The organism is Curtobacterium sp. MCPF17_002 (assembly GCF_003234115.2).
Taxonomy (GTDB): Bacteria; Actinomycetota; Actinomycetes; order Actinomycetales; family Microbacteriaceae; genus Curtobacterium.
Window position 1 is genome coordinate 437,271 of sequence record NZ_CP126251.1, and the last position, 22,733, is coordinate 460,003.

The window sequence follows — 22,733 nt, forward strand, 5'->3', positions numbered from 1 at the left end:
GCGTACTCCGTGCGGCCGGCGCGGGGTCGCACGGAGTACGGAACCTCGCACGGAACGCCAGCCCAGCCCAGGCCGCGCCACGCCATGCCATGCCGTCCGTCGCCTATCCTTGCCCGGTGACGACGACCACGCCGCCGCCGCAACAGCAGCGCTCCCGCTCCCGCACCGGCCCCGGGCTGGTGCTGGCCGCCGTGGTCGTGCTGCTCGGGGTGCGCCTGCTCTCCCCGGCCGTCGGCTCCGCGGGGTTGCCGAACGTCGTGCAGGACTTCCTCACGCTGGCGATCAGCGTCGTCGTCGAGTCCCTGCCGTTCGTGGTGCTCGGCATCGTGTTGTCGATCGTCGTCGAGGTGTGGGTGCCGGTCGGTGTGCTCGAGAAGGTCCTCCCGCAGCGGCCGATCCCGCGCCGTGCGGTGATCTCCCTGATCGGCATGCTCTTCCCGGTGTGCGAGTGCGGGAACGTGCCGCTCGCCCGTGGCCTCATGATGCGTGGCTTCACCCCCGCCGAGGCGGTCACGTTCCTCGTCGCAGCCCCGATCTTGAACCCCCTCGTCATCATCAGCACCGCGCAGGCGTTCGGCTGGTCGGGCTGGATCCTGCCCGTGCGCATCGTCGGCGGGTTCGTCGTCGCGAACCTCGTCGGCTGGATCGTCGCCGCGCACCGACGCCCGGCCGACCTGCTGCTCCCCGCGTTCGAGGCCCGCTGTCGCGCGGCCGTCGGGGCACCGCGCAGCCGCAACCGCTGGCGGGACAGCGCCGCACAGTTCGGCGGCGAGACCGCGACGATGATGCCGGCACTGTTCGTCGGTGCCGGCCTCGCCGCTGCGATCCAGGTCGCCGTGCCGCGATCGACGCTCGTGTCGATCGGCGCGAACCCCGTGCTGTCCGTCGCCGCGATGATGCTCCTCGCGATGACGGTGTCGCTGTGCTCGAACGTGGACGCCTTCTTCGCGCTGTCCTTCGCATCGACGTTCCTGCCAGGGTCGATCACGGCGTTCCTCATCATCGGGCCGATCATCGACGTGAAGATGATCGCCCTGCTCCGGACGACGTTCCGCACCCGGTTCCTGGTGCTGCTCGCCGTCGTCTGCGTCCTGTTCGCCGGAACCGTCGGGTTGGTGATGAATGTCCTGGTCTGAGAAGGCGCCGTCGTACCTCGGTCTCGGGTCGGTGCTCGCGGTGGCGCTCTGCACCCTGTGGCTCGCCCTCGCCGGGCACCTCGACCTGTACATCAACCCCCGGTACTCGGTCTTCACGATCGTCCTCGCGGCCGTCGCGGTGCCCGCTTCGGTGGCCGGGTTGGTGGTCGTGGCCCGGGGACACGGACACGATCACGATCACGATCACGACGACACGCGACGCACTGGAGGCGCGGCTCGCCTCACCCGCATCGCGCTCGGCGGGGTGGCCGCCCTCGTCACGATCGGGATCACCACCGCCATGCTCGTCCTGCCGCCGTCGACGCTCTCCGCCCGCACCGCGCAGCAGCGGAGCGTGGACTCGGCGACGCTGTCGAACGCCACCGGGTCCGACGCCGCGGTGTCCCTGCTCGGGTCGGGTTCCGTCGACACGTCGGGGTACGGCGTGAAGGACTGGGCCGCGCTCATCCGTCAGACCACGGACACGACGTCCCTGGTGGGGAAGGACGTGCGGCTCTCCGGGTTCGTGGTGCCCGGCTCGGGCGGATCGTTCACCCTGACCCGCTTCGTGATCAGCTGCTGCGCCGTGGACGCCCAGCCCGTCGGACTCGGGGTCGTCACCGGCGGCTCCGACGCCGACGCGACCGTCCCCGACGAGGACCAGTGGGTCAGGGTGACCGGCAAGCTCGCGGCGAACCCGGACCAGTCCGCCGACGCCCGCATCGTCATCCGCGCCGCGACCGTCACGTCGATCCAGCAGCCGGACGACCCGTATGAGTACTGAACCGGGTCCGCACACCGGGTTGCGCCGCCGTCCCCGGAACCGCTTCCGCCGACGCCTCGTCGCGACGGTCACGGTCCTCGTGGTCGTCGGAGCGCTCGCCGCCGTGGTCGGTTCCCAGCAGGGCCCGCGGCTCCGCGACGTGTCGTACGACGCCTCCGGCCTGGTCTCGCGTCCGGCGCAGCGGGTGATCCTCACGGCGAACCAGGCGCTGCAGAAGGTGTCCGCCGCCGACGTCCGGGTCCGTCCGGCGGCCGCGCACACCGTCACCTCGAGCGGGAACACGATCGCGGTCGAGTTCGCCGGCCCCCTGGCGTACGACCGGGACTACACGGTGACGGTCGCGGACGTCCGCGCGCCCGGTCAGCGCGCGACCTCCGACCTCACCACGACGATCCGCACCGGCAGCACGGACGTCCTCGCGCTCGTCCCCGGAACCGACGGCGGCAAGGACCGCATCGTCCGCCGCTCGCTCGACGCCGGGGGCGCGACGACCGTCCACGAATCGACCGGCATCTCCGAGTACGCGCGGCTCGGTCGTTCGCTCGTCGTGGTGAGCGGCACCGACGCCGACTCGTCCGTCGACATCGTGCCGCTCTCCGGCGGTGTGCAGGACGACGACGCCCCCGTCGAGCACCTCACCCTGCCGAGCGCCGAGGGCCGTGTCACGGCCCTGCACGCGGCGGACGACGGTGCCTCGTTCGGCTTCGAGTACGCCGACACCTCGGGCGGGCAGTCCCGGAACGTCGGGCTCTACGTCGTCGACATGACCGGCACGCACCTGCCGACCGCGATCGACGCCGAGGGGAAGCCCGTGACCGGAGCCGTCCCGATGACCGTCGGGCAGTGGGCGTACGTGCCGCGCACGGAGAGCGCCCTGGTCCGGACCGGCAGCGACGACCTCGTGCTCGTCGACATGAGCGGCAGGACCGACGCCGTCCGGCTCGGCAGCGCCACGTACCTGCACGGCTTCGTCGGCACCGGCACCACGGCCGTCGTCGAGACCGGGGCGGGAATCGTCCGCCTCGACCTCACGGACGGCGAGCGCACACCGCTGCAGGCGCCCGCCGACAGCACCGACGCCCCGTACCTCGGGCGGATCGCGCAGCTGACGGACGACAGCTACCTGCGGGTCGTCGGCGACGTGCGGTCGGACGGGACCATCTCGGCACGGATCGTGCGCGTGGACGGGAGCCGCGCCTCCCGGCTGCCCGTCACCGTCCCCGACGACGCGAGCGTGACCGCGGTCTGTCCGTCCCCGAACAGCCAGTTCGTCGCGGTCGCGACGAAGTCGGCGACCGACGAGCTCGTGAGCATCGTCGACGCGTCGTCGGGCGCGCTCGAGGCGAGCATCGACGCCGGTTCGGTGGACTGGTGCGACGCGCTGCCGTCCGGCGACGAGATCGGCTAACGGCGGAGCGTCTGCTTCGGGTACTCGCCGAACCGGTGCAGGTACTCACCGGAGAACCGGCCCATGTGGGTGAAGCCCCACCGGGCCGCGACCTCGGCGACCGAGGTCTGGCCGGGGGCGGAGCGCTGCAGGTCGTCGTGGGAGCGACGGAGCCGCACCTCGCGGAGGTACTGCATCGGCGTCCGGTCGAGTGCCCGCTGGAACGCCTCCTGCAGCCCGCGCACGCTGAGGTCGGCCGCACGCGCGATGTCCGACACCGTCAGCGGTTCGTGCGCGTGCGCGTGGATGTACTCGACGGCGGCACGGACCCGGGCGAGACGGTGCTCGCCCCAGCCCGAGGGGGCCGGCTCCGCGCGGAAGCGGTACATGTCGAGGAGGGCCCGTGTCACGTCGCGCTGCGCCTCGTTCCAGGCCAACGACTGGATACCGTCCGTCCGGAGCGTCCGCACCGAGGACGCGACGGCCTGCCGCCAACGAGCGATCGACTCGGGCGTCGGCGGCGTGAACCGGTCGAACGCGAGGGTGCCGTCCACCAGGTACTGCTCCGACGCCACGTCGAGTACGAGGTCGCGGTCCACGTGCACGAGCCGCTGGTCCCAGTCGCGGTACTCCATGTCGAACCGCTGCTCGATCGGGAAGAGGGTCGGGACGCCCGCCTGCATCCGGACCTCGTCACGGCCGACGTCGAACGCGGCGCTCCCGGCGTCGATCCACTGGACGACGACTTCGCCCTCGACGGCGACGTCCCCGCGGAGCGAGCCGTGCATCTGCGACCGCCGGACGCTCATCCGCTCGTCGCCGAGTGCGACGTAGCGGTACCAGTACTCCTCGTCGGTGCGGCCGGAGTGCCAGGCCCGGCCCGCGTACATGCCGGCGAGGTCGGCGACGGCTGCGTCGGTGTCCGTGCCGGACACGGACACGAGGGGGCGGGGTGCCTCGTTCGCCGTGTCGCTCATCGGTCAAGAATCTCGCGTTAGGTCGGAATCTGTCCTATCGGTGCGCGACTCGGATGACTCGGTCGCGCTGTGCGGACAAGCGGGGGCGGGAAGACGGTCGGGGAGACGGACTGGAGGCGCGGTGCCAGCTGGCACCGCGCCTCCAGTCCTCTGGTGGTCGCGTCGAGGACGCGGGCCGTTACGCCAGGGTCGCCGCGTCGATCACGAAGCGGTACCGCACGTCCGAGGACAGGACGCGCTCGTACGCCTCGTTGATGGCGTCCGCGCTGATGAGCTCGGTCTCCGGCAGGATGCCGTGCTCCGCGCAGAAGTCGAGCATCTCCTGGGTCTCGCGGATGCCGCCGATGGCGGAACCGGCCCAGCTGCGGCGCGAGCCGATGAGGGCGAACGCGGGGACCTCGAGCGGCTCCGACGGGGCGCCGACGTTGACGATGGTGCCGTCGACCTTGAGCAGGCCGAGGTAGGCGCCCATCGGGATCTTCGCCGACACGGTGTTGATGATGAGGTCGAAGGAGTTCGCGAGCTTCTCGAACGTCTCCGGGTCCTTCGTCGCGTAGTGGGCCTTCGCACCGAAGCGGAGCGAGTCCTCCTGCTTGGACGTGGTCTGCGACAGGACGGTGACCTCGGCGCCGAGCGCCGACGCGATCTTGACGCCCATGTGGCCGAGACCGCCGAGGCCGACGATCGCGACCTGCTTGCCGGGGCCGGCGTTCCAGTGGTGCAGCGGCGAGTAGAGCGTGATGCCGGCGCAGAGCAGCGGGGCGACCCGCTCGATGTCGAGCGACTCGGGCACGCGGAGGACGAAGTCCTCGTTCACCACGACGGCCTCGGAGTAGCCGCCCTGGGTGATGCTGCCGTCGGCGGGGTCGATGCCCGCGTAGGTCTGGATGTTGCCCCGCAGGCAGTACTGCTCCTCGCCCTTGACGCAGTTCTCGCACTCGCCGCAGGAGTTCACCATGCAGCCGACGCCGACACGGTCGCCGACCTGGTGCTTCGTCACGGCGTCGCCGACGGCGGAGACGTGGCCGACGATCTCGTGGCCGACGACCTGGGGGTACTGGATCTCGCCCCACTCGCCGCGGACGGTGTGGATGTCCGAGTGGCAGATGCCGGCGTAGGCGATGTCGATCTCGACGTCGTTCGGGCCGAGGTCACGACGGGTGATGGTGGTCTTGACGAGCGGCTCGGTGGCAGACGGTGCCGCGTACGCGTTGACGGTGCGCAATGGTCTCCTCGTGGGGTTGACGTGAGCCGGATCCGGTCGGATCGGGCCCACGTCAAGTCTCGTGGAGCGCGCCACCCGGTGGGAGGTTCCACTGGGACACCCCTGTCGGCCGTGTCCCAGTGGCCCTGCTCACGACGAGGTCAGGTCAGGTCGGACCGGGTGTCCGCGTGGATCGGCTCGCTGTGCCCGAAGGTCTTCGCCGCGGCGCGCAGCCGGCTGACGAACTCCTCGCGCTCGAGTTCGAGGTCGTCCTCTTCCGCGTCCTCGACGACGATCTCGCTCGACGGTCCGATCAGGATCTTCGTCGTCGTCATCGTGCCGTCCTCGGCGACGGCAGGCACGGCGACGGTGTCCGCACGGTCGCCGCCGGCCAGGGCCGCGGCGTACTCGATGACGGCGTCCGCCACGTCGTCGCTGGTCAGGATCGTCGAGCTGTCGTAGTGGATGTGCTTCATGTGTCTGTCTCCCTCCAGACTCCAGTGAATCGCCGCGACCGGACCCGACGTTCAGGGACCGGTCAGCCCTCGGCGCCGGTGTCGTCGTGCCGTGCACCGACCGGCTTCGACTCGGGCGAGCCGCGCTCCCGCAGGTACACGGACAGGACCGCCATGCTGCCCACGGCCAGGAACTCGGACTGCCAGTTCTGCAGGGTCCGGTTCCAGAAGTCCGACGCGAGCAGGTACTGCCCCCAGGTGAGCGGCGCTTCGAGCGACGCGAGCTGCTCCTCGTTGAACGCCACGACGCCCGCGACCGACTGCGCCAGCCAGGAGAGCAGGAAGACCGCCCCCATCACGATGAGGAGGGAGTGCGAGAACACCGTCTGCCGGGGCCCCCGCGCCCGGGCCCACGACGGGGAGTCGGGACCCGCGAACCGACCGACCTGCTGGTCCTGGTCGGACTCCGGGCCGGCCTGCGTGATCTCCTTCGACTCGGGGGAGCCGCGCTGCACGAACCACACCGTGGCCCAGATGTAGAGCAGGAACTGCAGGTACTCGGACTGCCAGTTCTCGGCCACGTCGGCCGCGAAGCTCGAGCTCGTCACGTACTCGCCGTAGCCGATGGTGGCGAGCCCCTCGGACACCTGGGTGTCGTTGAACGAGGACCAGCCGGCGAACGACTGCCCGACGAGTGCCAGCAGGAAGATGGCGCCGAAGAACAGGCTGAGGGAGTTGTGCCGGAGGAAGTGCCGCACGCCGCTCACCGCCCCAGGAACCCGATCGTGAGGAAGTACGCGAGCCCCACGACGATGACCACCACGTACCCGATGAACACCTTGCGCATCGCGTCAGCTCCCGTCCAGCGTGCAGTCGTACGGGGCGTCCTTCTCCGGCGTGCAGCCGGCTGCCCGGATGAGCCAGGTGTCGCCGGAGCGGGCGAGGAAGAGGGTGGCGTGGCCGTCGTCGACGATCGCGGCTCGTCCGTAGACGCGGGCGGAGGCGGGGTTCGCCGGCCGCGGGAGGTCGAGCCGGAGCACGCCGCGCTCACAGTTCGTGCGGGTGGCGTCCTCGACGGCCTGACGTGCGTCCCGCACCAGGAGCGCACAGGCGCCCGCACCGTCGCTGTCGGCGATCGCCTGCGAGAACCGGGCCGCGGTGGTCTCCGCACTGCTGCGGGTGGACCCGCCCGCACTGCACCCGGTCAGCGCCAGCAGGGCGACGGCGGTCGCCACCCAGGTGATTCGTCGTCGGTACTGCATGACGCCCTGCCTACGCGGGGGTGCCACCGCTCCTTCTCGGACTCCTCGGTGTCGCCGGGTCCCGGCACTGCGTCGAGGCACGGTTGGGACCAGACCGGGTCCTGATCAGGACATGCGCGCGAGCCGCTGCCCCGCGATCGCCGCGAAGCGCAGCGGCTCGGCCAGGGCGTCGGCCGGCTCGCCGGTGGTCTGCGTCGCCAGCACCGTGAGCGAGGCGGCAGCGTCGAGGCCGTCGAGCGGGGCGTCGATCGCGCCGGCGACGAGCATCGACCGTGCACCCGGGGCGTTCGCGGTCGTCAACGCCCGCACCACGGAGGGCACCTTGCCGACGGCGCTCTGCCCGTCGTAGCGGCCCTCGCCGGTGATCACCACGTCGGCACCCCGCAGCAGCGCCGGCAACCCGAGCACCTCGGCGACGCCGTCGGCGCCGCGGGCGAGCGACGCGCCCCAGGCGAGCAGGCCGAAGCCGACACCGCCGGCGGCACCGGCACCGGGGGTCGTCGGGTCGACGTGCGGGAACCGTGCCGCCCATGCCGCGAGCGCCGCGTCGAAGGCGGCGACCCGGTCCGGCGTGATGCCCTTCTGCGGGCCGAACACGGCGGCGGCACCGGTGGGTCCGAGGAGCGGCGACGTGACGTCCGTCAGCACGGTGACGCCGTGCGGTGGGAGCGGACGCAGTCCGGACGGGGTCCCGAAGCCGAGCGCCTCGAGCACCGGGCGTCCGCCGTCGGTCGAGGCGCTGCCGCCGATCCCGAGCACCAGGCCGGCGGCGCCGGCGTCGAGCGCGGCCGCGATCGCCTCGCCGAACCCGCGGGACGTCGCGGTGTCCGGCAGCGGTTCGGAGAGGAGCGGCAGTCCGCTCGTCGCCGCGAGCTCCACCACAGCACGGCCGTCGGGCAGCTGCAGCCACGAGGTGTCGACGGGCGTCCCGGCGGGGCCCGTGACCGTGATCGGGATCCGGACGGCGTCGGGGAAGGCCGTCTCGAAGGCGTCGAGGGTCCCCTCGCCGCCGTCGGCCATCGGCACGAGCACCACCTCGTCGTCGGGGCGCTCGGACGACCAGCCGGTGCCGATCGCCGCCGCGACGGAAGCCGCGGTCGCGGTCCCCTTGAACGAGTCGGGTGCGATCACGACGTGCACGGTGGGACCTCCTGGTACGCCCCGTCCGAGGCGAGCGATCGAGCGGCTGCGTCCAGCAAGCGTTGCACGTGCAGGCCTCGCGTGACGTCGACCGTGGCGGGCGTGCCCTGCCGGACGGCGGCGGCGAACTCGGCGCGGATGCGAGCCCAGACCGCGTCGGGGTCCATCTGCGAACCGGAGAAGTGCACGCGGGGGTCGTGGCCGAACAGGTCGATCTCGAACACCGAGCCGTCGCCGGCGAACCGTCCGGAGACGACGAGCTGCCCCCGGGCGCCGTCCGCGTGCTCCGTCTCGAGGAGCACCGCCTCGCCCGCGACGTCGGACGCGCGGAGTGCCACGATCGGTCCGGCGGCGGCGTCGACGGCGTCGAGCAGGTGCGGTCCGAGGTCGAGCAGGACCCCGCCGTCGGCTCGCCAGCCGCTCCGCTCGCGTTCGCCGACGAACCCGCCGGGGAGCAGCCCGCCGTGCGCGTAGTGGCCGCCGACGACGGTCGTTCCGGAGCGGCCGGCGACGGACGACAGAAAGTCGCGCAGCCCGTCGGAGTACCGCCGGGTGAGGGCCACCAGCGTGGGGACGCCCGCCTCGACCGCCGCGTCGTGGAGACGTTCGGCCTCCTGCCTGGAGGCGCCCAGCGGCTTCTCGAGCATGAGCGCACGTCCGGCGCGTGCTGCGGTCACGGCGAGGTCTGCCTGGACGGTCGGTGGGACGGCGAAGTCGATGGCCTCGCTCGCGGCCACGAGGTCCTCGTAGCGCTCGAAGGCGGGGACGCCGTGCCGGGCCGCGAGCTCCGCGGCACGCGCGTACGTGTGCGACCAGACGCCGACCAGCTCGGTCTCGGCGCCCGCGGAGTGGAGTGGGGCGTGCATGCCCGCTGCCCACTGACCGGCGCCGGCGAGACCGACCCGCACCGCGCCTCCAGGCCGGACCGGGGCAGCAGACCCGCTCACGCGAGCCGGCCGTTGACCGCGTCGGCGGAGTACAGCATCTCGGCGACGAGGCGCGCGTTGCCGACGACGCCGGCGTCCTCACCGAGTGACGACAGCGTCACGTCGAGGTGCCGCGTGGCACGCGCCAGCGTGCGCGGGTAGAGGGTCTCGCGCAGCCCGCCGAGCAGTTGCGCGGACGCGAGGTCGCCGCTGACGACCAGTGCACGTGGGTTGACCATCGTGACGACCGTGGCCATCACCTCGCCGATGCGGCGACCGGCCTCGTGGACGAGCGCGAGCGCCTCGACGTCGCCTGCGGCCAGGAGTGCGCGGACGTCGCGGCCGGAGACCGCGTCGCGACCGCGGGCACGGAGTTCCCGGGCGACCGCGCCACCGGAGGCGACCGCGGCGAGGCAGCCGCGGGAGCCGCACTGGCAGAGCGCGTCCTCGCCCGCGAGCCGGATGTGACCGAGGTCACCGGCGCCGCCGTCCGACCCGCGGTACACCTGGCCGCGGATGACGAGTCCGGCGCCGATGCCGGTCGAGACCTTCACCAGGCAGAGCGAGGGGGAGTCGGGGTGGTTCGTGGCCTGCTCGCCGAACGCCATCGCGTCGGCGTCGTTCGCCACCGAGACCGGCACCGGGAAGGTCTCCTGCAGGTGGTCGGCGATCGGGAACGCATCCCATCCGGGCATGATCGGCGGTTCGGACGGCCGCCGGGTCTCCGGGTCGATGGGCCCGGGGACGGAGACGCCCACCCCCTCGAGCGTGCCGTCCTGCTGGTCGAGCAGCCGCCGCAGCGAGTCGCGGATGCTGGCGAGGACCACGAGCGGCCCGTCCTCGATGTGCACCTCGACGATCTCGCTCGACAGGATGCGACCAGCACGGTCGGTGATCGCGGTGCGGGAGTGCGCCGTGTCGACGGTGGCGACCGCGAAGACGCTGCGGGTCACGTCGAACTGCAGGGTCGACGGACGGCGGCCGCCGGTCGCCGTGCCGGTACCGGTCTCGCGGACGAGACCCGCGTCGAGCAGGGTGTCGACCCGCTGCGCCACGGTCATCCGGGACAGCCCCGTGATCTCCTGCAGGTCTCGCCGGGTGTTCGCGACGCCGCGTCGGACGAGTGCGAGGACGTCACCGGGCCCTGATCCCACGCTCATCCCTTGTCCGCGCCGCTCGTCAGCCCCTCTGTCAGGGACCGCTCGGCGATACCGTACAGGACCACGATCGGCACGGTGAGCAGCACCGATCCGGCCATCAGGACGGTCTTCGACACCTCGATGCCGTTCGACAGCTGGGACAGGCCGAGGGACACCGTCCACAGGTCGCGGTTGGCGGTGAGGAAGAGCAGGGCGAACAGGAACTCGTTCCACGCGATCATGAAGACGTAGAGGCCGGTGGACATGATCGACGGCATCGCGAGCGGCACCACGATCTGCCACAGGATCCGGCCGCGGCTGGCCCCGTCGATCGCTGCCGCCTCCTCGATGGAGTCCGGGATCGACCGGAGGTACTGGCGGAGCATGTGGATCGACACCGGGATCGTCTGCGCGATGTACACGATGACGAGCCCGAACAGCGACTCGCGGATGCCCATCGCCGAGAACCCGACGAACAGCGGGATCGCGATGATGATCACCGGGAACAGGTACACGGTGAGGAACAGCGCGGACACCTGACGGCGGCCGAAGAAGTCCAACCGTGCGACGGCGTAGGCGCCGGCGATCGAGACACCGAGTGTCAGGACCGCGGTGACGATCGCCACGATGGCCGAGTTGAGCATGAAGTGGCCGAACCCCTGACCGCCCTGGCTCTCCGGTGCGAGGACGTTCTGGTAGGTCTGCAGGGTCAGGTCCTGCAGCGGCACCCAGAGCCGGGCCGGGTCGAGCAGCAGCTGCTCGATCGGCACGAAGCTGAGTTCGAGCATGTAGTAGAAGGGGAAGACGCAGGCGAGTACGAGCACGCCGATGACGACCCAGCGGAGCACGCGGAACAGCCGCGTCTGGATGGCGAAGGCGCGCATCAGTCCTCCTCCTCGCGACCCGCGAAGAACTTCATGTAGACGAACAGGGAGACGGCGAGGATCGCGGACAGCACGAAGGCGTTCGCCGCGGCACCGCCGATGTCGAAGCTGCCCATGAGCTGGTCGTAGACGCGGACGGCGGAGACCTCGGTACCGGCCGCACCACCGGTGAGCAGGTAGATGTCGTCGAACTTGTTGAACGTCATGATGAGTCGCAGCACCGCGAGCAGGGACAGCACGGGCATGAGCTGGGGCAGCACCACGAGCCGGAAGTTCTGCAGCGCGGTGACGCCGTCGACGAGGGCGGCCTCCTCGATGTCGCCGGGCAGTGCGGTCAGGCGTGCCGTGACGAACATGAACGCGAACGGGAAGTAGCGCCAGATCTCGAAGACGATCACGGTCGCGAGTGCGTAGGGGGCACGACCGAGGAAGTCGATCGGGTGCTCCCAGCCGAACACGTTGACACCGACCCAGTTGAGGATGCCGAACTGCGGGTTGAGCATGATCTGCCACACGAAGGTCACCGCGACGACGGGAGCGACGTAGGGCAGGAGCATCAGCGAGCGGGCGAGTCCGCGGCCGGGGAACGCGGAGCGGAACGCCAGCGCGGCGACGAGCCCGAGCGCGATCGAGCCCGCGGTGCTCAGCACGGAGAACACGACGGTGGTCCAGAGGGACGCCCAGAACGAGCGGTCGGTGAACACGTCGGCGAAGTTCTGCAGCGTCAGTGGGTTGAGCAGTCCGTTGTCGGCGATGTCGATGAAGCTCGCCTTCTGGAACGCCATCACGAGGTTCCAGATGACCGGGACGATGACGATCGCCACCACGATGATCGTGGTCGGCATCACCATCCAGAGTCCGGCGCGGTTGTCGCGGGACGCGATGGTGACGCGCTTGGGCAGCTTGTCCGCCCGCGGCGTCCTGCCCGGCCGGGGTGTCCCGCCTGCCCGTGGTGTCGGGGGTCGCTTGGGGGTCGTCGTGGTCATCGTGTCTTCGCCTCGATCTCCGTGACGGCGTCCTGCGCCGTCTTCGCCGCGTCGCGTGGGGTGGTGGAGCCGGATCCCAGGTCGGCGACGGACTTGCCGACCGGCAGTTGGGCGTTGAACGGGCCGAGCAGTGCGCCCTGGCCCTGGGGGATCGCCCAGCGGCGGATCGACTGCGGGACGGACTCGAGCGCCCGCATCGTGGACGCGTCGTAGATGTGGTCGAGTCGTTCCTTGCGGTCGACACCGGCCTTCATCCGCAGCCAGGCCTGCTGGTAGCGGCCGGGCTCGGTGGCGGTGCCCGTGCGGAGCGGGATCTTGCCCTCGGGCGCCATGCCGAGCCACTGCTCGTACCCGGTGGACATCATGTACTGCACGAACCGCTCGCTCGCGGAGCGGTTCGCCCCGTGCATGACCGCCCAGCTGGTGGCCTCGCCGTAGGTCGCCGGGTCGGACCCGTCCGGGCCGCTGATCGCCGTGACGACGCCGCTGTGCTCGGCGAGCCACTTCCGGTCGTCGCGGCACTGCGGGCAGGTCGGGAGCGCGTCGTTCCGGAGGCCGCCCAGCTCGTCGAGGATGTACGTCGACCAGTCGACCATCGCGGCCTGCCCCGCGAAGTACGCGGCGCGGGTGGTGTCGACGGTCTGGGTGCCCTGCGGGGAGTCCTTCGCGGTGAGGTGCCCGTAGAGGTCCCACGTCGCCTGGCAGGCCGGGCTCTGCAGCTTCACCGCTCCGGACGACGCGACGAGCTGGCAGTCGTTCCCGAGTGCGAGCGACTCGAAGGTCTGCTGCGTGAAGACGTCGGCCGGGTCCGTCGCGAGCGTGATGCCGTAGCGGCCCTTTGCCGTCAGCACGTCGGCGGCCTTCTCGATCGCCGCGTAGGTCGTCGGCGGCGCGAGGCCGGCCTGCTCGAACAGGTCCTTCCGGTACACGAGGATCTGCGCGTACGAGGAGTCCGGCACCGCGAGCTGTCGGTCGCCGTCCTGGTCGAGGGCGAGGGCCGAGTCGACGAACGTGTCCGCGCCGAGGGACCGCACGATGTTCGAGGCTGCGGTGGTGTCGAGCAGGTCCTGCGTGTCGAACTGCCGGACGAGGGAGAGCGGGATCGCGCCCATGACGTCGGGCAGGTCGCCCGAGATCGCAGCGGACGCGGTGAGCTGGGGGACCTGGTTCTCGTCGACCGGCACGAGCTTCACCCGGATGCCGGTCTCGTCGGTGAACCCGGCGATGATCCGCTTCGTCTCGGCGACGCGGTCGGGCTGGTTCTCCTCGGACCAGACGGTGATGGTCTTCGGGTCGCCGCCGTCGCCGTTCCTGGGCGACGCCGAGCAGGCGGTGAGTGCGACGGTCGCGGTCAGCAGCAGGGCAGCAGCAGCCGTGATCCGTCCGGGACGCGACGTCGTCATCGCGGCTCCTTCCGATGTGGGGGCGGGTCGGACTGTATCCCAACTTCTGCGCATTGTCTAAGCAGAAGTTGCTCAGACGAAGTGCTAATGTCTCGCAGACCACGACACCGAGGACGGGACCAGTGACCGCAGTACTCCGCTTCGCAGCGCCGCGACGAGTCGAGATCGTCGACCTACCGAGCGCCGAACTCCAGCCCGGCGAGGTGCGCGTCCGCACGCTCGTCACCGGGATCTCCGCCGGTACCGAGATGACCGCCTACCGCGGGACCAATCCGTACCTGACGAGCGAGTGGGACCCGGACATCCGGCTCTTCCGCGCCGCCGACGAGCAGCGGCCGCCCGCGTACCCGCTCGACGGCTGGGGCTACTCCGAAGTCGGCGAAGTCGTCGAGGTCGCGCCGTTCCCCGACGGCACCCTGCCGGACGGAGCGCCGGAGGTCGGCGACGTCGTGTGGGGTATCTGGGGACACCGCGCCGAAGGAATCCTGCCCGTCGACAAGCTCCTCGGCCACACGCTGCCCGATGGCCTCGACCCGCTCTCCGGCTCGTTCGTCCGAGTCGGTGCGATCGCCCTCAACGGCGTGCTCGCGGCCGACCTCGGTGTCGGGTCGACCGTCGTCGTCTTCGGGCAGGGCGTCATCGGCCTGCTCGCCACCCGGCTCGCCGTGCTCAACGGCGCGACCGTCATCGCCGTGGACGGCATCGAGTCCCGCCGCGAGCAGGCACTCGCGATGGGAGCCGCGCACGCGCTCGAACCCGGTGCGAACCTCGCCGTGCAGGTGCGCGGCCTCACCGGCGGTGCCGGAGCCGACGTCGCGATCGAGCTGAGCGGCAACTACCACGCACTCCACGACGCCATCCGCACCGTCGGGGTCGACGGCACGGTGGTCGCGTCCGGCTTCTACCAGGGCACCGCGCAGCCGGTCCGGCTGGGCGAGGAGTTCCACCACAACCGCGTGCAGGTCATCGCCTCGCAGATCGGCGCCGCGCCCGCGCGGCTCCGTGCCCGCTGGGACGTCCCGCGCCTGCAGCGTGCCGTCGTCGACGCGATGGCGGACGGCCGGCTCGACCCGCGTCCGCTGGTCACCCACCGGTACCCGCTCGCCGACGCCGCCACCGCGTACGAGATGCTCGACACCGACCCCTCGGCCGCGCTGCAGGTCGTCCTGGAGCTGCCGTGAACCGCCTGACCGTCCAGGAACAGCACGTCCCCGGGGCCTCCCTCGAGGAACAGGCCGACGTCGCCCGGAGCTGGGGCTTCGACGGCCTCGAGCTCCGCAGCGCCGGTGACCTCGGGTTCGCCGCGCGACTCCCCGCGCTCAGGCGAGCCGCCGCTGCCGGCGTGTACATGCCGACCACCTGCGTCGAGATGTCGCACTTCATCGGGGCGTTCGACGCAGACCTCCGTGCCGACGCGGTCGCGCAGATGCGGTCGCAGCTCAGCGTGATGGCGGAGATCGGCGGGGTCGGCGTGATGACCCCCGCCTCCTACGGGATGTTCTCCCGCCGCCTGCCCCCGTTCGAGCCGCCGCGCTCGCCGGAGGACGACCGGGCGGTGCTGGTCGACGCGCTCGGACAGCTCGGCGAGCACGCGGTCAGCGAGGGCGTCACGCTCTTCCTCGAGCCGCTCAACCGCTACGAGGACCACATGGTGAACCGGCTCGCCGACGCGGCCTCGCTCATCCGCGAGGTCGGCTCCGACGGCGTCCGGATCGTCGCCGACACCTACCACATGAACATCGAGGAGGCGGATCCGGCGCAGGCGCTGCTCGACGTCGCCGACCTCGTCGGGCACGTGCAGGCGAGCGACTCGAACCGCCTCGAGCCCGGCGCCGGGCACGTCGACTGGGCCCTGTTCGGGGCGACCGTGCAGGCCATCGGGTACACCGGCAGCATCGCGATCGAGTCACGGCTGTCCGGTCTCGCCGCCGACGTGCTGCCGACCGTGCCGCCGCTGCTGCGGAGGTACCTGTGACGGAGACGGCAGACGCCGCCGCCACGGCAGGCCCGGCCGCCTTGCCGACGGCACGCGCCGTCGCGCAGACGGCAGGCGCCGCCGCCGCCGGGGTCCTCCTCGAGAACTGGCGCGGCGACCACACCGTTCCCGCCGCCGGCCTGTACCCGCACCAGTGGAGCTGGGACTCTGCCTTCATCGCGTTCGGCCTCCGCCACGTGTCCCCCCGACGCGCCCGCCTCGAACTCGAGACCCTGCTCGGCGCGCAGTGGAGCGACGGGCGCATCCCGCAGATCGTCTTCGACCCCGCGAAGGGCGCCGAGTACTCCCCGGGGCCGTCGTTCTGGCGCTCGCCGGAGCTCCCCGGCTCGTCCCCGGTCGCGACCACGGCGGGGTTCGTGCAGCCGGCCGTGCACGCCTGGGCGGTGCTCGCCGTGCACGAGTCCGACCCCGAGGGTTCCGCACGCGCGCGGTTCCTCGAGCGCGCCTACCCCCGGCTCGTCGCCTGGCACGCGTACCTCACCGAACGCCGGGACCGCGGCGGCCGTGGCCTCGTCAGCATCGTGCACCCCTGGGAGCCGGGTACCGACAACTCGCCCCTGTGGGACGCCGTGCTCGCGACCGTGCCGGACACCCCGCGGGACCCGTTCGATCGTCCGGACCTCGCCCACGCGAGCGACGGGGAGCGCCCGTCGGACCGTGACTACGGCCGCTACTACTGGCTCGCCGAGCGGTACCGCGACCACGACTGCGACGACCGCGACGAGGCCTACCCGTTCCTCGTCGAGGACCCGCTCTCGAACGCCCTCCTCGCGCGGTCCGAGCTCGCGCTCGCCGACATCGCTGCGTGCATCGGCGCCGATCCGGCCCCCCACCGCAGCCGTGCGGCGGACCTCACGGCCGCGCTCGACCAGCTCTGGCACGAGGAGCTCGGCATCCACACCGCCGCCGACGCCCGGACCGGCGACCTCGTGCCCGTCGCCACCGTCAACGGCCTCGTCCCCCTCGTGTTGCCGGGCATCCGGCACACCGGCCGCCTGGTGGACACCCTCATCGGACCGGGATTCCTCGGCTCCGGCGCCCGCCTCGTCCCGAGCACCGCAGTCACCGCGGACGCGTACGACCCGCGGCTGTACTGGCGTGGCCCGGCGTGGTTCAACACCTCGTGGCTCGTCGCCGAGGGCGCCTGCGTCCAGGGGCGCCCCGACATCGCGGCGGACCTCCGACGCGCGATCGTCGACCTGGCAGCGCCGGGGGACCACCCCGAGTACGTCGGACCCATGGACGGTGCACCGCACGGCACCCGCCGGTTCTCGTGGACCGCAGCACTGGTGCTCGACGTCCTGCACGCCGACGTGTTGCGCACCGACGTCCTGCACGCCGGCGCACCGGCTGCGGGCGCACGGGCATGAGCGCCGCGACCGACGCGACGGTGCTGGTCGGCGGTGGCTCGATGCTGCGCGCCGACGAGGACGGCGGGGTCCGACAGCGACCGGACGACCTCGCCCGCGGCCTGTTCCTCCGCGACTGCCGAGCCCTGTCGGAGCGGGTCCTCCGCGTCGACGGCCGAGCACTCGACGTCGCCGCCGCGACCGGGACCCGCAGCGTCCGTTCGGTCGTGCTCCTGCCCCGTGTCTCCCGCAACGAGTCCAGCGACGTGGTGGTCATCCTGACCCAGCGAGTGGACGCCGACGGGCTCCACGAGTGGCTCACGCTCCGCAGCACCTCCCGCGCCGACCGCGAGGTCGATGTCGCGCTCGACGTCGCCGTCGACGCCGCCGACCCCTTCGCGTTGCGCTCGGACAAGCGCACGTTCGACCGTTCCGACGCCGTCCGCACGATCACCGTCGAGGGTGACGGCGTGCGCGTCGAGCACCGCCGCCGCGAGTACGCGATCGCGTTCCGCATCGAGAGCGACGGCCCCCTCGACGAGGTCTCGGTGGACGAACGCGACACCAGCGCCCGCCTCGTCCGTCGGGTCACGGTCCGGGCCGGCCAGGAGGCGCGGATCGCCTTCCGCACACGCGTCACCACCGCCGCCACGGCCGGTGCGGACCGCGCCGGTGCCGACCACGCCGACGTGGCCGGCGCCGCCACCGCCGGTGCGGACCGCGCCGGTGGCGCCCTCGCCGCTGCCGACCCCGCGTGGCCGACGCGACCCGACGTCGAGGAGCCCCACGATCTCCGGACGCGCGCACGCGACGACCTGCAGGCGCTCCGGATGCCGGCCCCGGGCCTCCAGGCCGACAGCGGTGACCACGTCGTCGGCGCGGGCGTCCCCTGGTTCCTGACCCTGTTCGGACGCGACTCGTTGCTGACCGCGCTGCTCGCGGGTGACGACGCGCCGGACCTGCTCGTCCCCGTGCTGCGGGCGCTCGCCGCGGAGCAGGCGACCGCCGTCGACGTCGCCCGTGTGGCCGAACCGGGGAAGCTGCCGCACGAGCTGCGCATCGACGAGCTGGCCGTCCTCGGCGAGGTGCCCTACCGGCACTACCACGGGTCGGTCGACGTCACACCGCTGTTCCTCGTCGGGCTCGGGCAGGCGCCGGACGACGTGGCCCGTGAACTCGAGCCCGCCGCACGCGCCGCGGTCGCCTGGATGCGCGGACCCGGTGGCCTCGACGAGCACGGGTTCCTGCGGTACACGCCGGACCCGGCCGGGTTGGTCCACCAGGGGTGGAAGGACTCCGAGGACGCCGTCGCGCACGCCGACGGGCGGGTCGTGGACTCCGGCGCCATCGCGCTGTGCGAGGTCCAGGGGTACGCGTGGCGTGCCCTCGTGTCCACCGCGCGCACCGCACGCGAGGTCTGGGGCGACCCCCGCTTCGCGTCCTCGCTGGAAGCCGACGCCGCCGCCCTCAGGGACCGGTTCCGGAGCACGTTCTGGAGCGAACGGCTCGGTGTCCCCGTCCTCGCACTCGACGGGGACGGTGCCCAGGTCGAGGTGGTCTCGTCGAACACCGGGCACCTGCTCTGGTCCGGCATCCTGTCGGCGCCCGAAGCGCGGGCGGTGGCCGATCGCCTGCTGCGGGACGACGTCTTCTCCGGATGGGGACTGCGGACCCTGGCGACCGGCAGCGCCCGGTACGCGCCGCTGTCGTACCACAACGGCTCCGTCTGGCCCCACGACACCGCGATCGCCGCCGTCGGCATGGCCGCCTACGGGCTGCAGTCGGAAGCGCGTCGCGTCGCCGACGGACTGCTCGCCGCCGCCCAGGCGTGCGGTGGCACCCTGCCGGAGCTGTTCGGGGGGATCGAACGCTCGGCGTTCCCGGTTCCCGTGTCCTACCGTCAGGCTGCGCGACCGCAGGCCTGGGCCGTCGCGGCGGTCTTCGCGGCCCTCCGGATCACGCGGGACTGAGCGCGAACCGCGGGTGGGCCGTCCCGCCCGTCGCGAGGTCCGCGAGCATCTCCCCGAGCAGCGGCGCGAACTTGAACCCGTGCCCGGATGACCCGGTCGCGACGGCGACCGGCCCGCGTCGGTCGATGACGAAGTCCTCGTCCGGGGAGTTGTCGTAGAGGCAGCTGATGAACGTCGGCCGCGACGCCTCGACCCCCGGCACGAACCGCTCGACGTACGCCTGCAGTCGTGCGGCCTCGGCGGGCACCGGCGTGCGGTCGCGGTGGTCCGGGTCGACGACGGGCCCGGTGCCGTGGAACCCGACCTTGACGCCCTCACCCGGGGTGAGCAGGCCGTACACGTCGTCGCCGTCGGCCCAGTGCACGAAGCTCGGCCACGCCTCGTCCGGCAGGTGGCTGGGGAAGTGCGCGGGCTGCTCCTGGGTGACGCGGATGGCCGGGAGGCGCGCCCCGCGTCCCGCGAGCAGGTCGCCGACCAGCGTGGGGGCCCACGAGCCCACCGCGGCCACCAGGCTCGTGGTGCGTTCCGAGGTGCCGTCCGACAGGGTGACGTCGACGGCGTCGCCGAGGTCCTCGAGGCCGGTCACCCGGGTGTCGAACCGCAGCTCGGCGAGCCCGGTGCGTTCGGCGAGGGTGAGGAAGACCTCGATGGCCTCGGCGGAGCGGATGCGTCCCGCGGTGGCGTGGGTGAGGACGTGTCCCTCGAAGGCGATGCCGGGCCAGCGTGCGGCCGCTGCGTCCGGTGTCAGGGCCTCGTGCGGGATGCCGGCGTCGGCGAGCGCGGCCGCGATGGCGTCGACGACCTCGGCGCGCCCGTGGTCGACGGCGCCCGTGCGGTCGATGAGCTGCCGATCGCTCGCGGCTTCGAGCGCTTCCCACAGTGCGAGCGCACGGGTCGTCAGCGCGACGTACTCGGCGTCGGCGTAGCCCTGCCGGAAGATCCGCGTCGCACCGTGCGAGGACCCCTGGTCGTGCCCACGCCCGTGCTGCTCGACGAGCAGGACGCGCTCGCCGCGGAGTGTGAGGGCGTACGCGGTGGCCGCACCGATCACCCCGCCGCCGATGACGACGTGCCGGGCGGTGTCGGGAGCGGTCGTGCTGTCGTTCTCGCGGTGGGGACCGGGCATGTCCAGATCGTAGTTCAGCGCTGGAACGCGTCGAGCACCACCGCGGCGGTCTTCGCGACGAGGGTGTCGTCGTACACGGCGCCCGGGTCGTTCTTCGTCGTCAGCACGGCGACGGCGATCGGGTGGCCGCCCGGTGGGGTGACGAGCGCGACGTCGTTCCGGATGCCACCGGCGCCGCCGGACTTGTCGGCGACCGTCCACCCCTCGGGAGCCCCTGCCCGGATGAGGGTGTCACCCGTGGCGTTGCCGCTCATCCAGGCGACGAGCTGGTCGGTGTCGGCCCCGCTCAGGGTGTCGCCGTCGAGCACCGTCGCCAGGTCGGCCGCGAAGGCCGCCGGGGTCGTGGTGTCCTCGGTGCTGCCCGGCTCGATCGTGTTGAGCTCCGGCTCGTCGTGGAGGACCCGTGTGACGTCGTCGCCGAGGTCGGCCAGCGCGGCGTCGAGGCCGCTCGGGCCGCCGATCCGGGTGAGGACGAGGTTCAGCGCCGTGTTGTCGCTCTGCCGGACGGCCGCCTCGGCGAGCTCGTCGTACGACAGTCCGTCGGCGACGTGCTGCTCGGTCACGGGGGAGTGCCCGGCCGCCGCGACGTCCGCCGCCGTCCAACGGACCCGCTCGTCACGGTCCGCACCGTGCACCGAGCGGAGGAACTCGGCCGCCGCGAACGCCTTGATGCTCGACGCGTAGCCGAAGCGCCGGTCCCGGTTGTGCGACACCGATGCACCGGTGACGGTGTCGGTCGCGACGACCCCGATCGTGGCGCCGTACTCCGACTCGAGCGCCGCCAGCGCGGGTTCGACGCCGGACGTGTCGAGGGTGGGCGTGGGCGATGGTGTCCGTGCGGGCGAGCCCGATGCCGACGCTGATGCCGTCCGTGAAGTGGGGCCACCGCTGCTGCAGGCGGCCGCGGTGAGTGCGAGGGCGACGGCGACGGCGACGACGGAGAGCGAGCGGTGCATGACCAGCACCCTTCCCGGTCTTCCTGGACCCGTCCTGCCACTGTGCGCCCGCACGGTGCCGGGACCGGTTCGACCTCCGAGGGGCACCACCGCGGCGGGCGCACGCTGGGGCGAAACCGTGAGGAGCACCCATGTCCGTTGCACCGACCATCCGACAGCTGCACGACGCGCAGGAGGAAGTCTGGGCAGATGCCCGCGGGCGCATCGCGTTCCGCACCGCCATCGGCGACGGCACTACCCCGACCGCCGACCTGTGCTCCGGCGTGGCCCTGATCGATCCGGGCGGATGGCTGGCGCCGCACCGGCACGAGGCTCCCGAGGTCTACCAGGTCCTGACGGGGCTGGGCGTCGTCACGCTCGACGGTCAGGAACAGGAGGTCCGCGGTGGCGCGGCGGTGTACATCCCGTCGAACCACGAGCACGGCATCCGGAACACCGGCGACACCCCGTTGGAACTCGTGTACGTGTACGCGGCGGACTCGGTGCTCGACATTGAGTACGTGTGGTCGTCGTCAGGAACCGACGACGCCTGACGACGCCACTGCGTCTTGACTTACGGCTTCGCGCCTGCGAGGTTGGTACCGGTACCAATCCGTACCAATCAACGAAAGGCGTGGTCATGCTGGGATTCTCGGAGCAGAAGCTTCGGACGGGTACACAGGACGCGATCGATCTCCGCCCGGAGATCGAGGCCGCGGTGCTGGACGTGCTCGGTCGATCGCCGAAGAACCTCTACCTGGTGGGGGCCGGCGGCACCTACGCGGCGATGCTGCCCTACGAAGTGCTCATGCGATCGCGGTCCACGTTCCCGACGACCGCCGCGATCGGCAAGGAGCTGATGCTGCTCGACGATCCGAACTTCGGCGAGGGCTCCGTCGCACTCTTCGCCTCGGTCTCGGGCACCACCGAGGACGTCATCGAGGCGATCGAGTACGCCAAGTCCCGGGGAGTCCTGACGGTCGGCTTCACCGGTGTCGCCGACAGCCCCTTCGCGGCCGCCCTCGACGTGCCGTTGATCGCTGCGCCGAAGGGGTGGCCGTACGACGTCCAGCTCCTCGTCTTCACGCTGAAGTTCCTCAGTGAGCGGGGCGAGTTCGACGGGTACGACCAGTTCGTCGCCGACCTGCAGAAGCTGCCCGATGCCCTGGTCGCTGCCGCTGAGCAGGCGGAGTCCACCGCGGAGGCCTTCGCGGACGAGCACCGCGACACCGACTACTACTTCCTGGTCGGGGGCGGCAACCTCTGGGGGCTCACCTACCTCTACTCGATGTGCGTGCTCGAGGAGATGCAGTGGCTCCGGACCACGCGGGTGCACTCCGCCGAGTTCTTCCACGGCTCCCTCGAACTGATCGAGCGGGACACCGCCGTGCTCGTGTTCGCCGGCGAGGACTCGACGCGGCCGCTCACCGACCGTGTGATCCGGTTCGCCGAGCAGTACAGCGACGACGTCACCGTCCTCGACTCCAAGGACTACGCGCTCGGGGGCATCGGCCAGGAGTCACGAGCGTTCTTCGCACCGCTCGTCCTCGACGTGGTGAGCGACCGGTTCAGCAAGCACCTCGAGCGTGCTCGGGACCACTCGCTCGACCTCCGCCGCTACTACCGCGTCGTCGAGTACTGAGCCGTTCCGGACCGAGCAGGACGACCCGGGTG

At 71.9% G+C, this 22,733-nt stretch carries 22 protein-coding genes; 9 read left to right on the forward strand and 13 right to left on the reverse strand.

What is annotated here, in order from left to right; translation table 11 throughout:
• Positions 1 to 116: 116 nt before the first annotated feature.
• From DEJ28_RS02150 to DEJ28_RS02160, 3 genes are read left to right on the forward strand one after another with little or no spacing between them, the layout of a single operon-like run.
• Positions 117 to 1,136 carry a permease gene (locus DEJ28_RS02150; RefSeq protein WP_111114326.1) on the forward strand — a complete coding sequence of 340 codons (1,020 nt, stop codon included), beginning with the start codon at positions 117 to 119 and terminating at the stop codon, positions 1,134 to 1,136.
• Positions 1,123 to 1,920 carry a TIGR03943 family putative permease subunit gene (locus DEJ28_RS02155; RefSeq protein WP_111114327.1) on the forward strand — a complete coding sequence of 266 codons (798 nt, stop codon included), beginning with the start codon at positions 1,123 to 1,125 and terminating at the stop codon, positions 1,918 to 1,920. The genes DEJ28_RS02150 and DEJ28_RS02155 overlap by 14 nt, the downstream gene beginning before the upstream one ends.
• Positions 1,910 to 3,328 (forward strand): hypothetical protein, encoded by a 1,419-nt coding sequence (locus tag DEJ28_RS02160; protein WP_146248786.1) that lies wholly within the window; start codon positions 1,910 to 1,912, stop codon positions 3,326 to 3,328. Before DEJ28_RS02155 ends, DEJ28_RS02160 begins: the two co-directional genes overlap by 11 nt.
• On the opposite strand, the gene DEJ28_RS02165 is transcribed toward DEJ28_RS02160, so the two are convergent.
• The 11 genes from DEJ28_RS02165 to DEJ28_RS02215 form a co-directional block, all read right to left on the reverse strand.
• A complete protein-coding gene (locus tag DEJ28_RS02165) occupies positions 3,325 to 4,284 on the reverse strand; it encodes a helix-turn-helix transcriptional regulator (RefSeq protein ID WP_111114329.1) in 960 nt (319 codons plus the stop codon). The two genes, DEJ28_RS02160 and DEJ28_RS02165, sit on opposite strands and share 4 nt — an antisense overlap.
• A gap of 178 nt (positions 4,285 to 4,462) precedes the next feature.
• Complete coding sequence (locus DEJ28_RS02170; protein ID WP_111114330.1) at positions 4,463 to 5,509, reverse strand: NAD(P)-dependent alcohol dehydrogenase; 1,047 nt, start codon at positions 5,507 to 5,509, stop codon at positions 4,463 to 4,465.
• A gap of 140 nt (positions 5,510 to 5,649) precedes the next feature.
• Positions 5,650 to 5,964, reverse strand: a complete 315-nt coding sequence (locus DEJ28_RS02175; RefSeq protein WP_111114331.1) for a hypothetical protein — start codon at positions 5,962 to 5,964, stop codon at positions 5,650 to 5,652.
• Positions 5,965 to 6,026: 62 nt separating this feature from the next.
• On the reverse strand, positions 6,027 to 6,701 hold the full coding sequence (locus tag DEJ28_RS02180) for a DUF6766 family protein (RefSeq protein WP_181433602.1): 675 nt from the start codon (positions 6,699 to 6,701) through the stop codon (positions 6,027 to 6,029).
• A gap of 93 nt (positions 6,702 to 6,794) precedes the next feature.
• Positions 6,795 to 7,205, reverse strand: a complete 411-nt coding sequence (locus tag DEJ28_RS02185; RefSeq protein WP_111114333.1) for a hypothetical protein — start codon at positions 7,203 to 7,205, stop codon at positions 6,795 to 6,797.
• Positions 7,206 to 7,310: 105 nt separating this feature from the next.
• On the reverse strand, positions 7,311 to 8,345 hold the full coding sequence (locus tag DEJ28_RS02190; RefSeq protein ID WP_111114334.1) for a glycerate kinase: 1,035 nt from the start codon (positions 8,343 to 8,345) through the stop codon (positions 7,311 to 7,313).
• Positions 8,333 to 9,292, reverse strand: coding sequence for a Gfo/Idh/MocA family protein (locus DEJ28_RS02195; RefSeq protein ID WP_146248787.1), 960 nt, complete (start codon positions 9,290 to 9,292; stop codon positions 8,333 to 8,335). Before DEJ28_RS02195 ends, DEJ28_RS02190 begins: the two co-directional genes overlap by 13 nt.
• Positions 9,289 to 10,431, reverse strand: a complete 1,143-nt coding sequence (locus DEJ28_RS02200; RefSeq protein WP_111114336.1) for an ROK family transcriptional regulator — start codon at positions 10,429 to 10,431, stop codon at positions 9,289 to 9,291. Before DEJ28_RS02200 ends, DEJ28_RS02195 begins: the two co-directional genes overlap by 4 nt.
• The gene (locus DEJ28_RS02205) at positions 10,428 to 11,294 is read right to left on the reverse strand and encodes a carbohydrate ABC transporter permease (RefSeq protein ID WP_111114337.1); all 867 of its coding nucleotides are present in this window, start codon (positions 11,292 to 11,294) and stop codon (positions 10,428 to 10,430) included. The genes DEJ28_RS02200 and DEJ28_RS02205 overlap by 4 nt, the downstream gene beginning before the upstream one ends.
• Positions 11,294 to 12,280: a carbohydrate ABC transporter permease gene (locus DEJ28_RS02210; protein WP_111114338.1), complete on the reverse strand. Its 987-nt coding sequence runs from the start codon at positions 12,278 to 12,280 to the stop codon at positions 11,294 to 11,296. Before DEJ28_RS02210 ends, DEJ28_RS02205 begins: the two co-directional genes overlap by 1 nt.
• Positions 12,277 to 13,683, reverse strand: coding sequence for an ABC transporter substrate-binding protein (locus tag DEJ28_RS02215; protein WP_111114339.1), 1,407 nt, complete (start codon positions 13,681 to 13,683; stop codon positions 12,277 to 12,279). The genes DEJ28_RS02210 and DEJ28_RS02215 overlap by 4 nt, the downstream gene beginning before the upstream one ends.
• 122 nt (positions 13,684 to 13,805) lie before the next feature.
• Here DEJ28_RS02215 and DEJ28_RS02220 point away from each other — a divergent pair, with 122 nt between their 5' ends.
• The 4 genes from DEJ28_RS02220 to DEJ28_RS02235 are packed head-to-tail and all read left to right on the forward strand — an operon-like array spanning position 13,806 to position 18,998.
• The gene (locus DEJ28_RS02220; protein WP_111114340.1) at positions 13,806 to 14,864 is read left to right on the forward strand and encodes a zinc-dependent alcohol dehydrogenase; all 1,059 of its coding nucleotides are present in this window, start codon (positions 13,806 to 13,808) and stop codon (positions 14,862 to 14,864) included.
• Complete coding sequence (locus tag DEJ28_RS02225) at positions 14,861 to 15,658, forward strand: sugar phosphate isomerase/epimerase family protein (RefSeq protein ID WP_111114341.1); 798 nt, start codon at positions 14,861 to 14,863, stop codon at positions 15,656 to 15,658. The genes DEJ28_RS02220 and DEJ28_RS02225 overlap by 4 nt, the downstream gene beginning before the upstream one ends.
• Positions 15,655 to 17,049 carry an MGH1-like glycoside hydrolase domain-containing protein gene (locus DEJ28_RS02230; protein WP_181433597.1) on the forward strand — a complete coding sequence of 465 codons (1,395 nt, stop codon included), beginning with the start codon at positions 15,655 to 15,657 and terminating at the stop codon, positions 17,047 to 17,049. Before DEJ28_RS02225 ends, DEJ28_RS02230 begins: the two co-directional genes overlap by 4 nt.
• Entirely contained in the window at positions 17,046 to 18,998 is a 1,953-nt protein-coding gene (locus DEJ28_RS02235) for a glycogen debranching N-terminal domain-containing protein (RefSeq protein ID WP_111114342.1), read from the forward strand. Before DEJ28_RS02230 ends, DEJ28_RS02235 begins: the two co-directional genes overlap by 4 nt.
• On the opposite strand, the gene DEJ28_RS02240 is transcribed toward DEJ28_RS02235, so the two are convergent.
• Complete coding sequence (locus DEJ28_RS02240) at positions 18,985 to 20,124, reverse strand: FAD-dependent oxidoreductase (RefSeq protein ID WP_111114343.1); 1,140 nt, start codon at positions 20,122 to 20,124, stop codon at positions 18,985 to 18,987. The two genes, DEJ28_RS02235 and DEJ28_RS02240, sit on opposite strands and share 14 nt — an antisense overlap.
• Before the next feature lie 14 nt (positions 20,125 to 20,138).
• A complete protein-coding gene (gene bla, locus DEJ28_RS02245; RefSeq protein ID WP_111114392.1) occupies positions 20,139 to 21,080 on the reverse strand; it encodes a class A beta-lactamase in 942 nt (313 codons plus the stop codon).
• Positions 21,081 to 21,211: 131 nt separating this feature from the next.
• On the opposite strand from bla, the gene DEJ28_RS02250 reads away from it, so the two are divergent.
• Positions 21,212 to 21,613, forward strand: a complete 402-nt coding sequence (locus DEJ28_RS02250; protein ID WP_111114344.1) for a cupin domain-containing protein — start codon at positions 21,212 to 21,214, stop codon at positions 21,611 to 21,613.
• A gap of 86 nt (positions 21,614 to 21,699) precedes the next feature.
• On the forward strand, positions 21,700 to 22,701 hold the full coding sequence (locus DEJ28_RS02255) for an SIS domain-containing protein (RefSeq protein ID WP_111114393.1): 1,002 nt from the start codon (positions 21,700 to 21,702) through the stop codon (positions 22,699 to 22,701).
• Positions 22,702 to 22,733: the final 32 nt, after the last annotated feature.

Excerpts from the sequence above, each read along its gene's own strand:
- DEJ28_RS02185 (WP_111114333.1), bottom strand. The coding sequence starts at position 7,205 with ATGCAGTACCGACGACGAATCACCTGGGTGGCGACCGCCGTCGCCCTG.
- DEJ28_RS02215 (WP_111114339.1), bottom strand. The coding sequence starts at position 13,683 with ATGACGACGTCGCGTCCCGGACGGATCACGGCTGCTGCTGCCCTGCTG.
- DEJ28_RS02235 (WP_111114342.1), top strand. The coding sequence starts at position 17,046 with ATGAGCGCCGCGACCGACGCGACGGTGCTGGTCGGCGGTGGCTCGATG.
- DEJ28_RS02160 (WP_146248786.1), top strand. The coding sequence starts at position 1,910 with ATGAGTACTGAACCGGGTCCGCACACCGGGTTGCGCCGCCGTCCCCGG.
- DEJ28_RS02175 (WP_111114331.1), bottom strand. The coding sequence starts at position 5,964 with ATGAAGCACATCCACTACGACAGCTCGACGATCCTGACCAGCGACGAC.
- DEJ28_RS02210 (WP_111114338.1), bottom strand. The coding sequence starts at position 12,280 with ATGACCACGACGACCCCCAAGCGACCCCCGACACCACGGGCAGGCGGG.
- DEJ28_RS02200 (WP_111114336.1), bottom strand. The coding sequence starts at position 10,431 with ATGAGCGTGGGATCAGGGCCCGGTGACGTCCTCGCACTCGTCCGACGC.
- DEJ28_RS02255 (WP_111114393.1), top strand. The coding sequence starts at position 21,700 with ATGCTGGGATTCTCGGAGCAGAAGCTTCGGACGGGTACACAGGACGCG.
- DEJ28_RS02250 (WP_111114344.1), top strand. The coding sequence starts at position 21,212 with ATGTCCGTTGCACCGACCATCCGACAGCTGCACGACGCGCAGGAGGAA.
- DEJ28_RS02165 (WP_111114329.1), bottom strand. The coding sequence starts at position 4,284 with ATGAGCGACACGGCGAACGAGGCACCCCGCCCCCTCGTGTCCGTGTCC.
- DEJ28_RS02240 (WP_111114343.1), bottom strand. The coding sequence starts at position 20,124 with ATGCCCGGTCCCCACCGCGAGAACGACAGCACGACCGCTCCCGACACC.
- DEJ28_RS02155 (WP_111114327.1), top strand. The coding sequence starts at position 1,123 with ATGTCCTGGTCTGAGAAGGCGCCGTCGTACCTCGGTCTCGGGTCGGTG.
- bla (WP_111114392.1), bottom strand. The coding sequence starts at position 21,080 with ATGCACCGCTCGCTCTCCGTCGTCGCCGTCGCCGTCGCCCTCGCACTC.
- DEJ28_RS02205 (WP_111114337.1), bottom strand. The coding sequence starts at position 11,294 with ATGCGCGCCTTCGCCATCCAGACGCGGCTGTTCCGCGTGCTCCGCTGG.